17 protein-coding genes and 1 pseudogene are annotated in these 17,694 nt (G+C 74.2%); 10 read left to right on the top strand and 8 right to left on the bottom strand.

Translation table 11 applies throughout. The features are described 5' to 3' along the window. Positions 1-77 precede the first annotated feature (77 nt). Positions 78-527: a hypothetical protein gene (locus tag BOQ63_RS42880; protein WP_079184182.1), complete on the top strand. Its 450-nt coding sequence runs from the start codon at positions 78-80 to the stop codon at positions 525-527. Positions 528-598: 71 nt separating this feature from the next. Here BOQ63_RS42880 and BOQ63_RS42875 read toward each other — a convergent pair whose 3' ends face one another. Further along, positions 599-1,456, bottom strand: coding sequence for a YihY/virulence factor BrkB family protein (locus tag BOQ63_RS42875; RefSeq protein ID WP_072656161.1), 858 nt, complete (start codon positions 1,454-1,456; stop codon positions 599-601). Positions 1,457-1,537: 81 nt separating this feature from the next. Between BOQ63_RS42875 and BOQ63_RS42870 the strand changes: the two genes are divergently transcribed. Then, on the top strand, positions 1,538-2,770 hold the full coding sequence (locus BOQ63_RS42870; protein WP_072656162.1) for a PP2C family protein-serine/threonine phosphatase: 1,233 nt from the start codon (positions 1,538-1,540) through the stop codon (positions 2,768-2,770). 86 nt (positions 2,771-2,856) lie between these two features. Continuing rightward, a complete protein-coding gene (locus BOQ63_RS42865) occupies positions 2,857-3,948 on the top strand; it encodes a vWA domain-containing protein (RefSeq protein ID WP_030290196.1) in 1,092 nt (363 codons plus the stop codon). A 112-nt stretch (positions 3,949-4,060) separates the two neighbouring features. Here BOQ63_RS42865 and BOQ63_RS42860 read toward each other — a convergent pair. Next, positions 4,061-4,426, bottom strand: a pseudogene (locus tag BOQ63_RS42860) (FAD-dependent oxidoreductase); the annotation flags it as partial. A gap of 246 nt (positions 4,427-4,672) precedes the next feature. Between BOQ63_RS42860 and BOQ63_RS42855 the strand changes: the two are divergent. Both BOQ63_RS42855 and BOQ63_RS42850 read left to right on the top strand, forming a co-directional pair. Next, on the top strand, positions 4,673-5,470 hold the full coding sequence (locus BOQ63_RS42855; RefSeq protein WP_030290194.1) for an SDR family NAD(P)-dependent oxidoreductase: 798 nt from the start codon (positions 4,673-4,675) through the stop codon (positions 5,468-5,470). Positions 5,471-5,593: 123 nt separating this feature from the next. Continuing rightward, complete coding sequence (locus tag BOQ63_RS42850) at positions 5,594-6,115, top strand: metallophosphoesterase family protein (RefSeq protein WP_030290192.1); 522 nt, start codon at positions 5,594-5,596, stop codon at positions 6,113-6,115. 67 nt (positions 6,116-6,182) lie between these two features. On the opposite strand, the gene BOQ63_RS42845 is transcribed toward BOQ63_RS42850, so the two are convergent. Together BOQ63_RS42845 and BOQ63_RS42840 are read right to left on the bottom strand one after the other, a co-directional pair. After that, the gene (locus tag BOQ63_RS42845) at positions 6,183-6,593 is read right to left on the bottom strand and encodes an SRPBCC family protein (RefSeq protein ID WP_030290191.1); all 411 of its coding nucleotides are present in this window, start codon (positions 6,591-6,593) and stop codon (positions 6,183-6,185) included. A 567-nt stretch (positions 6,594-7,160) separates the two neighbouring features. After that, entirely contained in the window at positions 7,161-8,018 is an 858-nt protein-coding gene (locus BOQ63_RS42840) for an alpha/beta hydrolase (protein WP_030290190.1), read from the bottom strand. Between the two features lie 100 nt (positions 8,019-8,118). Here BOQ63_RS42840 and BOQ63_RS42835 point away from each other — a divergent pair, with 100 nt between their 5' ends. From BOQ63_RS42835 to BOQ63_RS42815, 5 genes are all read left to right on the top strand, one after another. Further along, positions 8,119-8,529 (top strand): winged helix-turn-helix transcriptional regulator, encoded by a 411-nt coding sequence (locus BOQ63_RS42835; protein WP_030558288.1) that lies wholly within the window; start codon positions 8,119-8,121, stop codon positions 8,527-8,529. 229 nt (positions 8,530-8,758) lie between these two features. Beyond that, entirely contained in the window at positions 8,759-9,400 is a 642-nt protein-coding gene (locus tag BOQ63_RS42830) for a hypothetical protein (protein ID WP_030290188.1), read from the top strand. After that, positions 9,400-11,658 carry a hypothetical protein gene (locus BOQ63_RS42825; protein WP_150475700.1) on the top strand — a complete coding sequence of 753 codons (2,259 nt, stop codon included), beginning with the start codon at positions 9,400-9,402 and terminating at the stop codon, positions 11,656-11,658. Before BOQ63_RS42830 ends, BOQ63_RS42825 begins: the two co-directional genes overlap by 1 nt. Continuing rightward, the gene (locus BOQ63_RS42820) at positions 11,655-12,362 is read left to right on the top strand and encodes a hypothetical protein (RefSeq protein ID WP_072656165.1); all 708 of its coding nucleotides are present in this window, start codon (positions 11,655-11,657) and stop codon (positions 12,360-12,362) included. The genes BOQ63_RS42825 and BOQ63_RS42820 overlap by 4 nt, the downstream gene beginning before the upstream one ends. A 123-nt stretch (positions 12,363-12,485) precedes the next feature. Continuing rightward, positions 12,486-14,837 carry a DEAD/DEAH box helicase gene (locus tag BOQ63_RS42815; protein ID WP_072656166.1) on the top strand — a complete coding sequence of 784 codons (2,352 nt, stop codon included), beginning with the start codon at positions 12,486-12,488 and terminating at the stop codon, positions 14,835-14,837. Positions 14,838-14,860: 23 nt separating this feature from the next. On the opposite strand, the gene BOQ63_RS42810 is transcribed toward BOQ63_RS42815, so the two are convergent. The 4 genes from BOQ63_RS42810 to BOQ63_RS42795 all read right to left on the bottom strand — a co-directional run bounded on the left by BOQ63_RS42810 (position 14,861) and on the right by BOQ63_RS42795 (position 17,634). After that, a complete protein-coding gene (locus BOQ63_RS42810) occupies positions 14,861-15,841 on the bottom strand; it encodes a hypothetical protein (protein ID WP_072656167.1) in 981 nt (326 codons plus the stop codon). A 260-nt stretch (positions 15,842-16,101) separates the two neighbouring features. Next, positions 16,102-16,503: a hypothetical protein gene (locus BOQ63_RS42805; protein ID WP_030290182.1), complete on the bottom strand. Its 402-nt coding sequence runs from the start codon at positions 16,501-16,503 to the stop codon at positions 16,102-16,104. A gap of 578 nt (positions 16,504-17,081) precedes the next feature. Further along, positions 17,082-17,303, bottom strand: a complete 222-nt coding sequence (locus BOQ63_RS42800; RefSeq protein ID WP_030558293.1) for a hypothetical protein — start codon at positions 17,301-17,303, stop codon at positions 17,082-17,084. Positions 17,304-17,409: 106 nt separating this feature from the next. Then, entirely contained in the window at positions 17,410-17,634 is a 225-nt protein-coding gene (locus BOQ63_RS42795; RefSeq protein WP_050366278.1) for a peptidoglycan-binding domain-containing protein, read from the bottom strand. Between the last annotated feature and the right edge of the window lie 60 nt (positions 17,635-17,694).

Below are 17,694 nucleotides of genomic sequence, written 5' to 3'. Positions count from 1 at the left end.
GGAAGGACAGTGCCCGAACCGCACCGACGGTGCCTCGGGCCGAACGACCACCTCCCCCTGAAAGGGGTGCACCAGTGATCGTCACCAAGCGGAACTCCCTGCGCCTGGCCGCCGTCGCCGCCCTGGGCGCGCTGTTCCTCGGGACGGCGGGCACCGCCATGGCGGCCGCCCCGGCCGCCCCGGCCGCCACCGACCCCGACCCCGTCGCCGCCACCGCCCCCGCCCCCGTCGCCTCCGCCCCCGTCGCCTCCGTGTCCGCCGGCATCACCGCCAAGCCGTCGGTCACCTCCGTCCAGGCCTGGCAGCTGTTCCGGGTCACCGGTACCACCACCGGCCTCGAGGCCGGGAGCACGGTGACCCTCCAGCAGAAGCAGCACGGCACGTGGGTCACCCTGCCGGCCTCCGTGCACACGACCCGCAACGGCTCCTACTCCCTCGGCGTCAAGCTCGGCATCAAGGGCCTGAACGAGCTGCGCATCGTCAGCGGGAACACCGCCTCGCCCGTGTTCACCGTGACCGTGCGCTGACCCCGCACACCCGGCGGCCCGCCGCGTGCAGAGTCCCCGCACCCGGCGGGCCGCCGCCGCCCCGGGCGGCCCTACCCGGACGGCGGCGCCCTCCCGGCGTCCCCGTCCCCGTCCTCCCCCTTCCCGTCGCCGTCCCTGCTCTCCTCCCCGTCCCCGCTCCCGCCCCCCTCCCCGAAGTCCACGCTGACGCGCTCCTCCGACCGCCGCTCCTCCTGGCGCGCGATGGACGACAGGACCTCCTGGTCCGGCCCGGTCAGCGGGGGCTGCAGGATGCTGCGCGGCCACAGCCGCCGGTGCAGCACCACATTGGCCTCGGCGGCGTACACGGTGATCTGGGCGTTCAGGTAGAGCCAGGACAGCAGGCCGATCACGGTGGCGAAGAACCCGTAGACGGCCGTGGCGTGCCGCAGCTGGTGGGCGACCAGCAGGGCGCCGAAGGCCTGCAGCACGGTGAACAGCGGGCCGGCGAGCAGGCACCCGTGCAGCAGCGCGCGGGTGGGCACGCTCGTGGGCGTGAGGACGCGGAAGCACGCCAGGCACAGGGCGGTGTTGACCAGGGCGGACAGCACCAGCCCGCCCACCTGCGCGGCCGGCCCGGTGAGGGCGACGGCGACGAGGGTGGCGGCCCAGGTGGCCAGCAGCAGCCCGAGGGCCAGGACGGTGAACAGCAGCAGGCTGCGGGCCAGGCGCGGGAAGTAGCCGGGACGCACCACCCCCGGCACGTTCCAGATCTCGGCCATGGCGTGCTGGAGGACCTGCGCGATGCCCAGCGTGCCGTACAGCAGGCCGAGCACGGCGACCACCAGCGCCAGCCCGCTGCCCTGGACGGAGTGGACGTTCTGGCGCAGCTGGCCGCCGATGATGGGGAAGTCGGCGAGGGCGGAGTTGACGACGGCCTGCCGGGCCTGCGGATGGCCGTGGAGGGCCACCGCCAACCGCGGGTGGGCCGCCAACCGCGTGCGGCCGGCCCCGAACGGGGTACACGCCGCTGCGACGGGAGGTGCGAAGCGGTGACCTGCGACGACGCGGTGCTGGGCGGCGCCCTGGCCGGGCTGCTCACCGGCTCCCGGACCAGCGGGCCGGCCGAGCTGCCCGCCCTGGTGCACGAGGCCGCCCGCGCACTGGGCACCGACGGCGCACGGGTCTTGCTCGCCGACGTCCAGCAGCACTCCCTCGTCCCGCTGCCCGGCCCCGAGCCGGGGGAGGACGGCCACCGGGTCGACATCGAGGGCACACTCGGCGGCCGCGCCTACCGCCTGCAGCAGACCCAGCTGTCCGCCGGCCCGCCGCCCACCGGCTGGTTCCCCCTGGTCGACGGCGTCGAACGGATCGGCGTGCTGCGGATCGAAGGCGTCGAAGGCACAGCGCTGGACCGCCACACGATCGAGTGCTGCGAGGCGCTGGCCGGCCTGGTCGCCCTGGTGGTGGCGTCCAAGAGCGCCTACAGCGACGTCATCGTCGAAGCGGTCCGCCGGCAGCGGATGAGCCTGCAGGCCGAACTGCTGTGGGCCTTCCTGCCGCCGCGCACCATCGGCACCCGCGACGTCACCTCCAGCGCGGTCCTGGAACCCGCCTACGACGTCGGCGGCGACGCCTTCGACCACGCGGTGGCCCACGGCCACCTCCACGTGTCCGTGTTCGACGCGATGGGCCACGACCTCGCCTCCGGCGGCGCCAGCTCCGTCGCCCTGGCCGCCTGTCGTTCCACCCGCCGCTCCGGCGGCGGCTTGGCCGACATCGCCCGCACCATCGACCGCACCCTCGCCCGGTGGATCCCGGACCGACTGCTCACCGCCGTCATCGCCGACCTCGACACCGCCACCGGCGAACTGTCCTGGGTCAACTGCGGCCACCCGCCGCCGCTGCTCATCCGCGACGCCCGCGTCGTCCCCGACGCCCTGCGCCGAAGGCCCGAACTGCCGCTCGGCCTCGGCTTCCACGAGCACGGGCCGCAACCCGTCCACCACGCCAGGCTCCAGCCCGGCGACCGCCTGCTGGTCTACACCGACGGGGTCACCGAGGCCCGCTCGGCCGCCGGCGAACTCTTCGGCGAACACCGCCTGACCGACACCCTGGTCCACCACATGGCCGGCGGCGACCCCGCTCCCGAGGCCCTGCGCCGCCTGGTCCACGCCCTGCTCACCCACCAGGACCACCAGCTGCGCGACGACGCCACCATCGCCCTGGCCGAGTGGCACCCCCGGCGCCACGGGAGCGGACGCACTGTCAGTGCCCCCGCCTAGGGTGGGAACCACGACGGAGAGGGCGCCGCGAAGGCGCCCGCAGAGCCCGCCGAAAAACCACCGCACGAACAAGGGGGGGCACACCCATGTCCGCGAACAGGATCAAGCACAAGGTCAACCACGTCTCGCTCGTGGTCGACAAGTCCGGCTCGATGCGCCAGCACCAGGCCCAACTCATCCGCGTCGTCGACGAGTTCGTCAAGGGCCTGCAGGAGGAGTCCGACCGCCTCGGCCACGAGACCCGGATCAGCCTCTACGCCTTCGACCACGAAGTGCAGAACCTCGTCTGGGACATGGACGTCAAACACCTGCCCTCCCTGCGCGGCCTCTACCGCGTCGACAACGGCGCCACCGCGCTCATCGAAGCCGCCGTGAAGTCCGTCGACGACCTCAAGAACATCTGGGAGGGCTACGGCGAGCACTCCTTCCTCCAGGTCGTCGTCACCGACGGCGAGGAGAACGCCTCCGGCTTCTCCCAGACCGGCCAGATGCACACCCGGATGAACGCCGGCCGGGGCACCACCGTCCTGCGCACCTGGCGGGACCGCATCCAGGGCGCCATGGACGAGCTGCCCGACCACTGGACCTCGGCCATCCTGGTCCCCAACTCCCTGGCCAAGCGCACCGCCCAGGAGTACGGCTTCCCCGCCGGCAACATCGCGATCTGGGACGCCGACTCCAGCCAGGGCGTTGAAGAGGCCATCGGCACCGTCAAGTCGGCCGCCACCAGCTTCCTGCGCGGCCGCGAACAGGGCGTGCGCGGCACCAAGAACCTCTTCGCCATGGGCCAGGACCTCAACACCGCCGAGGTCAAGGCCAAGCTCGACGCCCTCGACACCGGCAAGTACATGCTGGTCCCCGTCGACCAGCCCACCCCCATCCGCGACTTCGTCACCAGCGCCGGCCACACGTACCGGACCGGCTGCGCCTTCTACGAGCTCTCCAAGCGCGAGAAGATCCAGGGCAACAAGCAGCTCGCCGTCGCCGAGAAGGACCCGGCCACCGGCCGGATGACCGGCCGCGTCTTCTCCGGCCCGGCCGCCCGCCAACTCCTCGGCCTGCCCTGCGCCGAAGCCACCGTCAAGCCCGGCGAGAACCCCGCCTACACCGTCTTCGTCCAGTCGACCTCGGTCAACCGCAAGCTCGTCCCCGGCACCAAGCTGCTCGTCATGCTGTAGCGGGGCGGGCAGGACACGCGCCGGGGCCCGGGCCCCGGCGCCGGCCCAGGTCCGCCGGGTCCGCCGTCAGCCCAGGTCGAGGGCGTTCGGCAGGCCCCGGCGGTAGGGGGCCTCGGAAGCCGTGTTCGCCGGGCAGCGGCCGCCGTCCGCCCCGGGCGGTGCCGGGCACGTCCATGCTGCGGGCCTTGCCGCCCAGCGCCCGGTTGCGCTCGTAGACCGTTACCCGGTAGCCGCGCTCGGCCAGTTCCTGCGCCGCGCTCAGGCCGGCGACCCCGCCGCCGAGCACGGCGACCCGCCGCCCGGCCTGGGACCGTCCCGCCTGCCCCTGGGACCGTCCCGCCGGCCCTTCGGTCCGTCCCGCCGCCCGCGCCGGCCCGCCCGCGCTCGGGCCGAGGTCGAGGCCGAGACCGGCGGCCGCCCCGGCCGCCCCGGTGAGCAGGGCGCGCCGGGTGCGCGCGGCTGCTGTGATCGCTCGCATGCCCCGTCAACGAGCCGGTGCGGGCGCGGGCACGGCCACGCCCGCCGCCGTGGGCGCGGTCAGCCGATCGACGGTGCGAGGGACTCCAGCGCGTAGCCGTCGCCACGGCACGCCCCCTGCGAATACGTCATGGTCGTCTCCCGCAGAACCTGACCCTTCGCGGACGGCCCACCGGGGAGCGGCAGGCCGGTGCCGGCGGCCACGCCCGGTGTGATTCACGTGCGAGCGGCTGGGCAGTCGCGCGGCATGACGACTCCCACCCGACCCCTCGCCGTGGTGACCGGCGCCTCCAGCGGCATCGGCTACGAACTGGCCCGCCAGTTCGCCGAACACGGCTTCGACCTTCTGATCAACGCCGAGGACGGCGACCTCGCCACGGCCGCCGAGAGCCTGCGCGCCGACGGCGCCGTCGTGACCGACGTCCACGCGGACCTGCGCACCCGCCACGGCGTGGAGACCCTGTGGTCGGCGATCACCGCCACCGGCAGGCCCGTCGCGGCGGTCGCACTCAACGCCGGCGTCGGCCGGGGCGGCGCCTTCGTCGACACCGACCTCAGCGACGAACTGGAGATCATCGACCTCAACATCACCGCGACCGTCCGCCTGGCCAAGCACGTCCTGCGCGACATGACCGCCCGCGACGAGGGCCGCGTACTCATCACCTCCTCCATCGCCGCGACCATGCCCGGCCCCTTCCAGGCCGTCTACAACGCCTCCAAGTCCTTCCTCCAGTCCTTCGCCCAGGCCCTGCAGAACGAGCTGAAGGACACCGGCGTCACCGTCACCGCGCTGATGCCCGGCCCCACCGAGACCGACTTCTTCCGCCGCGCCGACATGACCGACACCAAGCTCGGCCGGCAGGACAAGGACGACCCGGCCCAGGTCGCCCGGCAGGGCTTCGAGGCCCTCATGGCCGGCAAGGACAGGGTGACCGCCGGTTCCCTCAGGACCCGCGCCCAGGCCGCCGCGAACAAGGTGCTGCCCGACAGCGCCAAGGCGCAGATGCACCGCACCATGGCCCGACCCGGCTCGGGCGACGGCTGACGCCCGTCCGCGACGCCCCCGCAGCGGCGGCCGGCCCGCCCGGTTGGCCCCGCCGCACCCGGGTAGGCGTCGCACGCGGTCCCCGGTCCGCGCGGACCGCCGCGTCCCCCGGGAGGTCGCACCATGCCGTCGGACAGCTTCGCCCGACTGCTCCTCACCTCCGACACCCACGTCCCCACCCGGGCGCGCTCCCTGCCCGCCCCGCTGCTGCGCGCCCTCGACGAGGCCGACGTGGTGTTCCACGCCGGGGACTGGGTCGACACCGCCACGCTCGACCTGTTCGAGGCCCGGGCCCGGTGGCTGGTCGCCGTCCACGGCAACAACGACGGGCAGGAGCTGCGCGAACGGCTGCCCGAAGTGGCCCGGGCCGAACTGGCGGGCCTGCGCTTCGCGGTCGTCCACGAGACCGGCCCCGCCCGGGGGCGCGAACAGCGCTGCCGCTCCCGCTTTCCCGACACGGACGTCCTGGTCTTCGGACACAGCCACATCCCGTGGGACAGCCGCGCCCCCGGCGGCCCGCGGCTGCTCAACCCCGGCTCCCCGACCGACCGGCGCCGCCAGCCCTTCGCCACCTACCTGACCGCCCGCGCGGACGACGGCCACCTCACCGAGCTGCGCCTCCACCGGCTCCCGCCGCGCTCCTGACCCGGTCGCGCTCCTGACCCGGCCGCGCATCGGTCGGCCGCGCACCGGTCGGCAGGGACGCGGTCGCTCAGCCGCTGGAGTCGGCCCGCAGGCGGACCTGCTCCTCCAGCCGGGCCAGGCTGTCCTCCAGCAGCTGTTCGACCTCCTCGCGCGGCGGGGCCGACTTCGCGTCGAAGAACGACAGGTGGACGGTCACCTGGCTGGTCCCGGTGTCCAGGCCCGCCACCTGGAGCCAGCCGGCGTACCGGCCGTTGTCCCGGGTGCCCCACTCCATCCGCATCTGGTCCCTCTGCGCCCGCAGGAGTCCGCGCTCGTCCTCGCCGGTGCGGTCCTCGTGCACGGTCACCGCGGGCGGGTCGTCGACCCGCACGTGCAGGTCGCGGGGCATCCACGCGTCGAACCGCCCGGGGTCGCAGGCCTGGTCGAAGACCAGTTCCGGCAGGGCCGGCATGGTGCGGGTGCGCTCGTACTCGGTCATCGGCACTCCTCGGATCCTGTCCGCGCCGGCAGCGGGCCGGGCGCTCCGCTGCCCACCCTCGGCCCCGCCCGGCGATACCGCGACCAGGAAGCCGCCGGCCGACGGACACCGGGCCCGACCGGCGGGCCCGGTGCGCCGGGACGGCCGGGGAGCGGCCCGGTCGGAGCCGGGCCGCTCCGGAGCGACGGGGTGAGGTGCTGGCGCAAGGACCTGGTGCGGGCGCTGCCTGCGGGCCGGGCGTGCTCAGACGGTCTCGCACGCCCGGCGCGGGGTGTTGACGGCCTGGGTGATGGCCGCCCGGTTCGACCGGGCCGCCAACTCCTGCGCCTGTTCACCACCGACGTCTCCGCCTCCGCCTGGCCGGGGTCAGAACCCGCGGACCCGGGTGGCCCGGTGCGGGTGGACGAGGACGTCGCAGGCCCGGCCGATCGCGAGCCGCGGCATCGGGTCGCCGGCGTGGACCGGGCCCGCGTCGTCGGCGGGGCGGTTGCCGTCCAGCCGGTCCCGGGCCGCCCGGGCAGCGGTGCGCAGGTCGACGCAGTCCTGCGCGCCACGGGCGCGATTCGGTCACCTCGGCAGGTCTTCGGAGAGGAAGGGAGCGAGGAGCGCGAGCAGCGCGTCCGGGCGGTCGAGGGGGATGATGTGACCGCAGTCCTGGAGGTGGTGGCCCACCAGGTCGTCGGCGACGGGACGGAGTTGGCGTTCGAGCCCGGTTCCGACGGGGTGGGAGCCGAGGGCCATGGTGGGCACGGTCAGCCGGGCCGTGGCGACGGCGTCCTGGAGTTGCCGCGCGCTGGTGGGCAGGGCCCGGTAGTAGGAGAACGCGCAGCGCAGGGCCTCGCGCCCGGTGTAGGCGTGGACGAAGGCCGCGCGGATGTCGGCGGGTACTCCTCGTCCGAGTGTCCCCGAGTCGAGGAACCAGTCGATGTAGGCGGCCTCGTTGCCGGCCAGCACGGTCTCGGCGAGGCCGGGGGCGGCGTGGAAGCCGAACCACCACGGGGCGCCGCCCGCGACGACGTGCTCGGCGCCGGGCAGGTGGCCGAGCAGCGCCTCCATCACGACCAGGCGCCGGACGCGGTCGGGTCGGCGCAGCGCCAGCAGGGCGGCGGGGGCGGTGCCGGCGTCGATGCCGACCACTGCTGCCGAGGGTTCGCCGAGTGCGTCGAGCAGCCCTTCGGCGTCGGCCGCGAGGGTGCCCGCGTCGTAACCGCCGACGGCGCGTTCACTGCCACCGAAGCCTCGCAGGTCCGGGGCGATGACCCGGTACCGCCCGGCGAGCCGGCCCATGATGCCGTCCCAGAGCCGCCAGGTGTGCGGGAATCCGTGCAGCAGGAGGACCGCGGGTCCTTCCCCGGCGACGGCGACATTGAGACGGACGCCGTTCGTCTCGATGCGGCGCAGCCGGGGTGTGCGGGTGGCGGGCATGACGGCTCCTCAGCCTGGTTACCATTGGTGACGACAAAACGATAGGTAACTGCCTGGCCAGTTCCCAGACGGCACTTTCGAGGAAGGTGGTGAGCCGCGGGTGACCACCCGAGGAGCCCCGGCCGGCGGTCGCGGCGTACGCGGCGATCTGTTCGACCCCTGTTGCCCCACGCGGCAGTTGCTGGACCGCATCGGGACGAAGTGGACGTCCATGGCCGTCAAGGCGCTCGCCGACGCCGCGCCGGAGGAGGTGCGCTTCGCGGAGCTGAGGCGCCGGATGCCCGGCGTCTCGCAGAAGATGCTGTCCGTGACGTTGCGGAGCCTGACCCGTGACGGGCTGGTGTCGCGCCGGGTCGAACCGGCCGTGCCCCCGCGGGTCTTCTACCGGCTCACCGGACTCGGGATGTCCCTGGAAGCCGTACTCGCGGGGCTGCGGACCTGGGCGGAGGAGCACATGGCCGAGATCGACCGCGCCAACGCCGCCAGTGACCAGGAGGCCGACGAGGACTAGGCAGCCGGTGTCGCGCTCGCTGCCGACGGCCGGGGGTTACCCGATGCGGCCGGTGTCGCCGCCTCGGTGCCCGTCGCCGTGTCGAGCCGTCGCCGCAGGCCCACCGTCCGGTGGACCTCCGGCCGTCCATGAGGAAGCCGGGCAGGCGGCCTGGCCAGGACGCTGCCGGAGGGGCGTAGAGTCGCCATAGCGGTTCAAGTCAGCTGAATAGGCATGGAGGGTCGTGGGTGTGTTCGTGACGACCGGGCAGGCCGGGACGGCCCTGGGGTGCTCGATCCCGACGGTGAAGAAGCTGATGGCCACCGGCGTGGTCCCCGGGGTCCGCGAGCAGGGCCGGCAGGTGTTCCCGCTGGCCGCGCTCCAGGCGCTCCAGGCCCGGCCCGCCGCCGGTCTGACCGTGCTCAGCGCGCCCGAGATCGCAGTGCTGCGCTCGGACGCCCCGACCCGGGTCGACGAGCCGGACCGCGACTGGATCGGCTTCGGCACCGCGCTGGACCGGGCGCAGCTGCTGGCCGCCCTGTCCGGCTGGTGGCGGTGCGACCCGGCCCGGGTCGCGGCCGGCGCAGTGCTGCCGGTGACCGTCGCCGGGTTCGTCGTCGCGGTGCTGACCGGCCTCACCGAGTGGGAGGGCGACGGCACCGTCGGCACCGCGGCCCGGTTCCGCTTCCCGAAGGCGCGCCTGGCCGGCTACCTGACCGACCTCACCGCCCCCGCCAACGCCGCCACCCCCACCGACCCGCAGGACGCCCGCCTGGCGGGACTGCTGCTCGGCACCCGCCTGGCGTCCGTCTCCGGCGGCCCGATCGCCTACGTCCCCACCAACCCGACCACCACCCACCAGCCCGACACCGAGGGGGGAATGACCCGCTGATGGACCGGAAGACGTACACCGCCGAGCTCGCCTCTCTGCGCGAGCTGCGCACCGGGATCACGGCCGCCGAGAAGCAGGTCGCGGCCGCGCAGAAGGAGCTGGACAAGCTGACCGCCCAGCGTGCGCGCCGGGTCGCCGGGCTCGCGGGGTACGAGGGTGCGAAGGCCGACGCCGTCGCGAAGGCCTCGGGCCTGTCGGTCGGCGACGTCGTGCGGATCGCCCCGCTGCTGGACCCGACCCCGGCCGCCGTCCGCGCCGTCAAGACCGACGACCGGGCCGCCGCTGCCACGCCCGCGCCCGTCGAGGCGCCGAAGGCCGAGCCGGTCGCCGAACCCGTGAGCGCGGTCGCTCCGGCGCTGACCCGCCCCGCCGCCGTGCCCGAGCAGCCGGCCCCGGCCGCCCCGCCCGCCCCGGCCCCGACCGTCGAGACGCCGGCCGAGGCCGAGGACCAGGCCGCCGCCGAGCAGCCCGCCGCGGCCCCGCCCGCCCCGGCCCCGCCCGTCGCCGCCGCGCCGGCCACCCCGACGGCCCCGGTCGCCCCGGTCGCCCCGGCCGCTGTCGGGCCGCGCGCACTGCCCACCCTCCCCGAAGGCCCCGCCGGCGCCCGGTTCGAAGCCGCGACCACCGGCCTGGCCTCCAAGCGCCCGAACTTCACCCAGCAGGCCCGCTCCACGGTGTTCCTGGACGCCGCGACCGGCGACCTCGCCGTGCGCGACCGCGTGGTGCGCCTCGACCTCGGCACCCGCACCCCGGGCGAGATCCTGGACGCCGTCCTGGCGACCGCGCCCGGCACCGAGCGCATCTACATCACCACCGGCGCGCCCTGGCACGACGGCGCCGAGCGGTACTCCACCCTCAAGGACGCCGTCGCCGCCTGGCTCAACACCCCCAGCGAGCGGTGGACCACCGCCGTCGGCTCCGGCCGCGACAAGCTCGCCGGGCACTTCGTCCACCAGCGCCAGCCCGTCGGCCGCTACGCCCCCGCCGCCGCCCCCGACAGCGGCACCACGGAGATCCGCTCCATGGGGGAGTGGTTCGACCCGGACGGCGCCGACGTCGTCACCTGCCGCCAGGCGTTCACCCTGCTGTGGCAGGCGCTGCGCCGCCACTGGGACGACGCGGTCCTGATGGGCTCCCCGTCGCAGACCGGCCGGGACCTGTGGTCGCGCACCGTCCCAACCACCGGCAAGTGGGCCGGCGGCTACCCCGTCCTGTCCGAGGAACTGCGCGGCCTGCTGCACGCCACCGGCGGCCAGGGCCGCACCGAGCTGATCCTGCCGCCCCGCGTGCCCGATCGGCTGCCCGCCCTGGTGGAGTACGACCGCACCTTCGCCTACGCCAAGCACCTGTGGAAGTCCCCGGTCGGCACCCCACGCCGCATCACCGCGCAGGCGTTCGCCGCGATGACCGAGCAGGAGCAGACCAAGGCCCTGATGTCCTGCTCCCACTGGAACGTGCGCGTGACCGTCCCGCCCGGGTGGAACCACGTCGGCCTGCTGCCCGCCCCCGTCACCGGTGACCGGGCCTGGATCTACCCCTCCGAGCCCGGCGCCACCTTCACCACCTGGGCGGGCGGCGCCGAGGTCCACCTCGCCCTGTCGAACCACATCGCACCGTGGCGGATCGAGGTCCTCGACGGCCTGCTCTTCGAAGACGGCAAGCCCCTCGACGAGTGGGGCAAGCGCCTCAAGTCGGCCTGGGCGGACCTGACCAGCCTCTCCCGCGCCCACGCCGACGAACGCCAGCGCACCGCCGCCTACCTCGCCTCCCGCGCCGTCCGGTCGGTGCTGCTGTTCGGCCTCGGCGGCTTCGCCCAGCGCCCCCGCCTGGTCTCCGGCACCACCCCCGTCGGCGAGGCCCTCCCCGCCGGGGTGGAGATCCTCGGCCAGGACGAGACGGTCGTGACCTGGCAGCGCCAGGCCGGCTTCTCCCGCGACCCGTACGCCCACCCCGAGTGGGCCGCCTACGTGTGGTCCGGAGCCCGGGCAGCGCTGCTGGACATGAAGTACCGCCAGGGCAAGGAGGTCATCGGCCACGCCGGTGCCCTCCACGCGAAGCCCGGCACCGTCGTGTACTTCGGCACCGACGGCATCGCCCTGACCGAACGCCAGCCCTGGCCCTACCGCGGCGAGCCCGGCGACTACCTCCTCAAGGGCCACCTCACCGGCCCCGTCGAGCACCCCACCACCCAGGAGCAGTACCTCACACTGCGCGGCCTGGGCCGCGCCGAACTCACGCGCACGGGAGCTGACCAGTGAGCCCGGCCGACCCGGACAACACGAACGAGGCCGCGCGCCTGACCCAGCAGCTGATCGACCATGGCTACACCAAGCGCCAGATCGCCAAGATGCTCGGCCGCGACGCCTCCCTCGTCTCCCAGTTCTTCACCAAGGGCAAAGGCGCGGCCTTCGTGAACGCGCTGCGCCAGGTCGTGCGCGCGGTGCGCGGCGGCGAACGCGACACCGAGGCGCTCGGCGCCGTCGCCCAGGAGAACGTGCAACGCCGCCGGACCCGGACCGGGCAGAAGGCCCGGGTGCGGGGCAAGGACGTCGTCGGCGCGCCCGGCGAGTCGATGGCCGGCCGCGCCGGGAAGCAGGCCATCAGGTCCGGCGCCTCCCACCTCGCGCCCGTGGTGCACGAAACCGGACGGGCCGGCGGCCGCCTCGCCTTCACGGTCCGGATGAAGGCCGACCAGTACACGATGTCGGCCGGCTCTACCGAGGACTCCCCGGGCCTGCGCCGCGGCTTCGTCCCCCGCGCCGACGGCACCGAGGAGCGCACCTACGGCTCCGCCAGCACCGGCGGCTTCGACGCCGCCGAGTGGTCCCAGCGCGTCGCCGACCACCACGGCGACGTCACCGAGGCCATGAAGGCCTGGCTGGTGGAGACCGGCCGCGCCGTCGAGGACGCCGACATCCAGTACCTCGAGGTCCGGGCCTGGGTACCGCCCCAGCAGCAGTAGGGAGTCCGGCCGGCCCCTCCCCACTCCATGACCCGGCCCCGGGGAGAGGCCGCCCGCCCCGACCCTCCCACAGCACCGCCCGCACCGGCCCGCCGTCTCAGCATCCGAAGGAAACGCACCGCCGTGGAGACCACCACCGCCACCGCCGCGCAGGACACGCCGCCCGGACCGCGAGCCCAGGCCCCGGTGCCGCCGCTCCCGGCACAGCCGTCCGGCACCACTGCGGTGAACCCGCTGCCGCTGCACGGGTTCCAGAAGGACGCGGTGGCGGCTGCGGTGCGCGAGGTGAAGGACGGCGGCCGCGCGACCGTCGTCGCGGCGACCGGCTCCGGCAAGACGCTGATCGCCGCTGGCTGCGCCCGGCGCCTGGCCGCGAAGGGCCGGGTGCTGGTCCTGGTCCCGACGATCGAGCTGCTGGAGCAGAGCGCCGAAGCGTGGTCGCTGCGGGGCGGGCGCCGGGGGCTGGCCGTCGCGGCGTGCTCGCGGGAGGAGGCGCTGGAGAGCGCGGAGGCCGGCGGCCGCGTCCACGCCCAGGTGAGCACGCAGGCCCCACGCATCGCCGACCTGGTCGCCCAGGAGAAGCCCGGCGAGCCGGTCACCGTGTACGCCACCTACGCGTCGCTGGAGCGGATCGTCCAGGCCCACCGCGACTTCGGCCTCCCGGCCTGGGACCTGGTCGTCATCGACGAGGCCCACCGCACCGCCGGCGCCGAGGGCAAGGCGTGGGCCGCGATCCACGCCGACGACCAGGTCCCCGCCGTCCGCCGGCTGTACTTCACCGCCACCCCGCGGATCGCGGACGACCGGCGCGCGAAGGACGGCCTGGCCGACCTCGCCGACGCCGACAGCGGCGGCGCCGAGAAACTGCCCGCCCTCTGCTCCATGGACGACGAGCAGACCTACGGCAGGACCTGCTTCACCTGGACCCTCGGACAGGGCATCGAACACGGCTACCTCGCCGACTACCGCGTCCTGGTCCCCGTCGTCACCGACGAGGACCTGCGCGACCTGCTCAACCTCCCGGCCGTCGCCGACCTGCGCTCCCAGCGCACCAACGAGGAACTCCTGCGCCTGGCCCTGCAGATCGCGGTGCTGCGCGCGGTCGCCGACCTCGGCCTGCGCCGCGTCATCACCTTCCACTCCCGGGTGTCCGCGGCGCGGGAGTTCGCCGGCACCCTGCTGGACGCCTCCCAGCTGCTGGAGGACGCGGAGCGCCCGGAGCGGATCTGGGCGAAGGCGGTGGCCGGCACCGACCGCCTGCGCGAACGCCGGGCCGCGTTCGCCGAGTTCAGGGCCCACACCGGCGAGGACGGCGAGGAGTGCGGAATCCTCTGCAACTCCCGGCTCCTGACGGAAGGCATCGACGTCGCCGCCGTGGACGCCATCTGCTTCGCCGATCCCAAGTCGAGCGTGATCGACATCGTCCAGGCCGTCGGCCGGGCCCTGCGCCAGTCCTACCGCCAGGGCAAGGTCTCCTGGGTCATCATCCCCGTCTACCTCCCCACCCCGGAGGTCGGCGACGACACCGCAACCGCGCACCCGGCCGAGGTCCGCGACGCCGGAGAGGCCGTGAAAGCCGAGGCCGACACCGAGATCGAAGCCGGCTCCTTCCGCACGATCTGGCGCGTCCTGCGCGCCCTGGCGGCGCACGACGCCCGGGTCGCCGGCCGGATCACCGAACTGCGCGCCCACCGCTCCCAGGGCACCGCGCACACCACCGCAGCCACGCCGGCCGAGGGCGAGGCGGGACAGCAGCAGCCGGCGCCCGCCGAGTCGCCGATCGAGTGGCTCAAGATCAACGCCCGCCGGCACGCCGCGCAGATCCTCCAGACGGTCAAGCTGCGCGCCTTCAACCCGCGCGCGGTCGAGTGGCAGCGGATGCACGCCGTCGCCGCCGTGTTCCACCTCCGGCACGGCCACCTCGACCCCACCGACAAGCAGGCGCACGCCGAGCTGATCTCCTGGCTCACCCGCCAGCGCCACCTGTACGGCCAGGGCCTGCTCGACCCCGCCCGCGTCAGCGAGCTGGACGCGCTCGGCATGATCTGGTCGAAGAACGCCAACGCCTGGGAACGCGGGGCCGCCTACGCCGCCGCCTTCCACCACCAGCACGGCCACCTCGCGATCCCGGCGACGGCGAAGCTCGACGACTACGCCGTGGGCGCCTGGATGCGCCGCCAGCGCAAGGCCGCGGGCCTCACCGAGGACCAGGTCGCCAGGCTCGACGCGCTGGACGAGCTGTGGCGCCTGGAGCCGGACTGGAACCGCTCCTACCGCCGCCTGCTCGCCTACCTCACCGCCGGCGGCACCCTCACCGGCCCCGCCAACCGCACCGGCGGCGAGGCCGACCCCACCTTCCGCCCCGGCACCTGGCTGCGCAAACAGGCCAGGGCTCGAACCGAGGGCAAGCTGACCGACCGGCAGGCCGCCCTCCTGGACGCCCTCCACCGGCACGCCGAGACCGTCACCGGCTGACCCGTCGTCCTCCTGGTGGCGGGTCAGCCGCAGGTCCTGTCCGGGTGGTCATGGGTGATGGCGCAGATCATTGCCTGGGCCCGGCCGTTGTCGGGGTACCTGTGCTGGAGCTCGTCCTTGAACTCCTTCCACTGGCGGGCGATGTCCTTGACGGCGAGATCGTAGGCGCGGTCGAAGTTGTGGCCGACGGCCGAGCGGGGGCTGTCCTTGGTGTCCTTGTTCAGTACCCCGTCGTGGGTGACGCGGTTCGCGCAGTTGGAGACCGTCCCGGTGTGGTCGCGGTCCGGGTAGCAGCCGGTGGCCAGGTCGTGCGGGATGTGGCGGGTGGCGTCCTTGACCCAGTCGGCCCGGTTCATGGAGCTGTAGCGGGCGATGGAGAAGAACGCGGGCAGGTCGGTCCTTCCCAGTCCCGGGGGGTTCCTGGCGCCGACGGCTCCCGGGGCGGCCTGGTCGGCCCAGTTGCTGTGGGCGTAGAAGTCCTCGATCTGGTGCCAGCCGCGGCCCAGGTCCTCCAGCACCTCGCACTTCGCCCGTCCCGGTTGGTCGTTCCATGCGCAGGCAGGGGAGATGGAGGTCTGGGCGGCGATGGCGTGCCCCTTCGCGTCGACCAGCCGGTCCGCGGCGGCCAGGGCCCGCTTGACGTGGTCGACGGAGCCCTCGACGCAGTCGATGATCTCGGCATCGGCCTGCGCACGGGTGCGGGGGTAGCGGCTGTCGTACCGGGGGTCGAGGTAGTCGGCGTTGTCGCAGTGGAGCTTGCCGATGCCGAAGTACTCGCCGTGGTCGTTGGCGACGATCGCGCCCGAGTTCCCGTCCGCCATCGCCGTCAGCGAGTTCGGGTGCCAGCCCCCGGGTCCCAGGGCGGCCCGGGTGACCTTCTCGTGGTTGTCCCCGCTGAAGGCCTGCGCCGGTGTCGCGGCGCCGAGGGCGACGGAACACAACAGTGCAAGGCCGGCGGCGGTGGGAGCGTACAGGCGCTGTCGCCGGGAAACGGTGGAATTCACGAGGTCTCCAGGTGTGAGATGGACGTCTTCGGCGGGCGTGCATCGGGCGTGGCGCCCCGCCCATGATAGTCATGGACATGACAGATGGTGGGCGAATTGCCACAGAACGTGCGGCCCGTGCCGAGCCGTCCGGCCCGTCGCGGTCCTCGACCGGCATGCCCCGGCCCACCGCCACGATCTGGCCGGCTGCCTCAACCGGACTCCGGCTACGGGGCCTGCTGGCGCCCCGTCACCGAGGGGGCGGGTCGTGCCTGCTCGGATCAGGGGTTGTCGGTGTGCCCGACCGGGGCGGTGAGCAGCAGGAGCCGGCCGGCCGCGGCGGCCGGGCGCAGGTCGAAGGCGCTGGTGAAGGCGCCGGTGATCAGCAGCAGGGTGTGCTGGTCGCGCAGGCGGCGGTGCCATTCCCGGGTGGCGGTGATCTCGCCGTCGAACCAGATCGCACCGCCCGGGCGGTGGATGGTCAGCCGGGTGCCGGTCATGACGGCGGACCAGCCGGGCTGTGGGGCGGCCGGGAAGGTGCGGGCGGCGTCGCAGCCGGCCCAGCCGTCCTCGGGGACGGGCAGGCGTGCGGGGTGCGCGGGGAAGACCAGCACGGGGCTTCGGTCGGGCAGCAGTTCCGGCCAGGGCAGGCCGTCCAGTCCGGTGCTGCTGACGATCTCCACAAGCGGTCCCTTTCCCCCGGCTCCGGCCCGCCCATCCCGGCGCCGGACAGATCACATCATCGGCCACGTACCGCGCCAGGGGCGGCGAATCCTGAAAGATCAGCCGCAAGCGCGTCAACCAGGAGGACATGGGCCACGACAACCCTCCGCTGGTCGTCTCCGCCGTGCACTACGGCCGGAGGGTGCTGTTCATCCTCACCTCCACCCGCAAGGCCTCGGGAAAGGTGGCGGTGACGGCGGAGCCGGACGCGGTGAGGTGCCAGGCCTTCGCCCGGCCGGCCTGCGGCACGGTGACGGCGAGTTCCTGCGCGCGGCGCCGGCATCAGGGTGGTCACGCTGCGCAAGGCTGGAATCCCTGGGGCACCGAGCCGTCAACCGTGCCACCGTCATCCGCCAGGCCCTCCCCGTCGCCCCGGTGGCCTCGATCGCCATCGCGCTCCCGGGGAGCACACGGAAAGGCTGCTGGATCGGCCCACCACCCTCACCCTGGGAGTGCCTCCTGACCGGGAGCACGTGCGGGATCGTCACGGTCCTCTCCCTCATCCTGGCCTTCACCACCTGGGGCCACTGGATCCTCTTCACCCCTGCGCGCTGCGCGGCGGCGCGCCGGGAGCGGGCGGGGCGGCCACCGGGGTGTCGACGAACCGCTGGGAGCCGTCCCAGGTCGAGCACCCGTAGGCCCGGTCGTCCTCCGGCGAGACCGGCACCGGCCCGGTTCCCGTGCCGCTCGCCGCCCACGGGATCGCGGTCGCCGGGAGCGCCGCACACGTGTGGGTGATGTCGCTCGACGACCCGGCCACGGAGTTCGATGGTGGGGCCGATGAGGCGGGCTTCGCGGTCCCGACGCAGTCGTGTGGCCCCGCCCCCATCGGGAGCGGGGCGGGGCCGCGGGTGCTCACCGGGTGCTCACCACGTCGTCGGCAGGTGCGAGTAGCAGTAGCCGTTGGCGGTGCCGTTGTAGTAGGAGTCCCCGTAGTAGAACAGGTAGTTGCCCGTCTGGGGTCCCACGATGCCGTCCTGCTGCAGGCCCCAGTTGGCCTGGAAGGTCTTCACGGCAGCCTGGGTGGCCGGTCCGAACTGGCCGTCCTCCGACAGGCCGAGGTGGAGGATGTCGTTGATGTCGTGCTGCACGCACCAGACACCCGCCCCGCTCGACCCGAGGCTGAGGGACGGCGCCGACGTCGAGGCGCT

The organism is Streptomyces viridifaciens, from assembly GCF_001888885.2.
GTDB classification, from domain to species: Bacteria; Actinomycetota; Actinomycetes; order Streptomycetales; family Streptomycetaceae; genus Kitasatospora; species Kitasatospora aureofaciens.
Note: the sequence above shows the minus strand (reverse complement) of the source record. Positions and strands in the feature narration are given on the sequence as shown.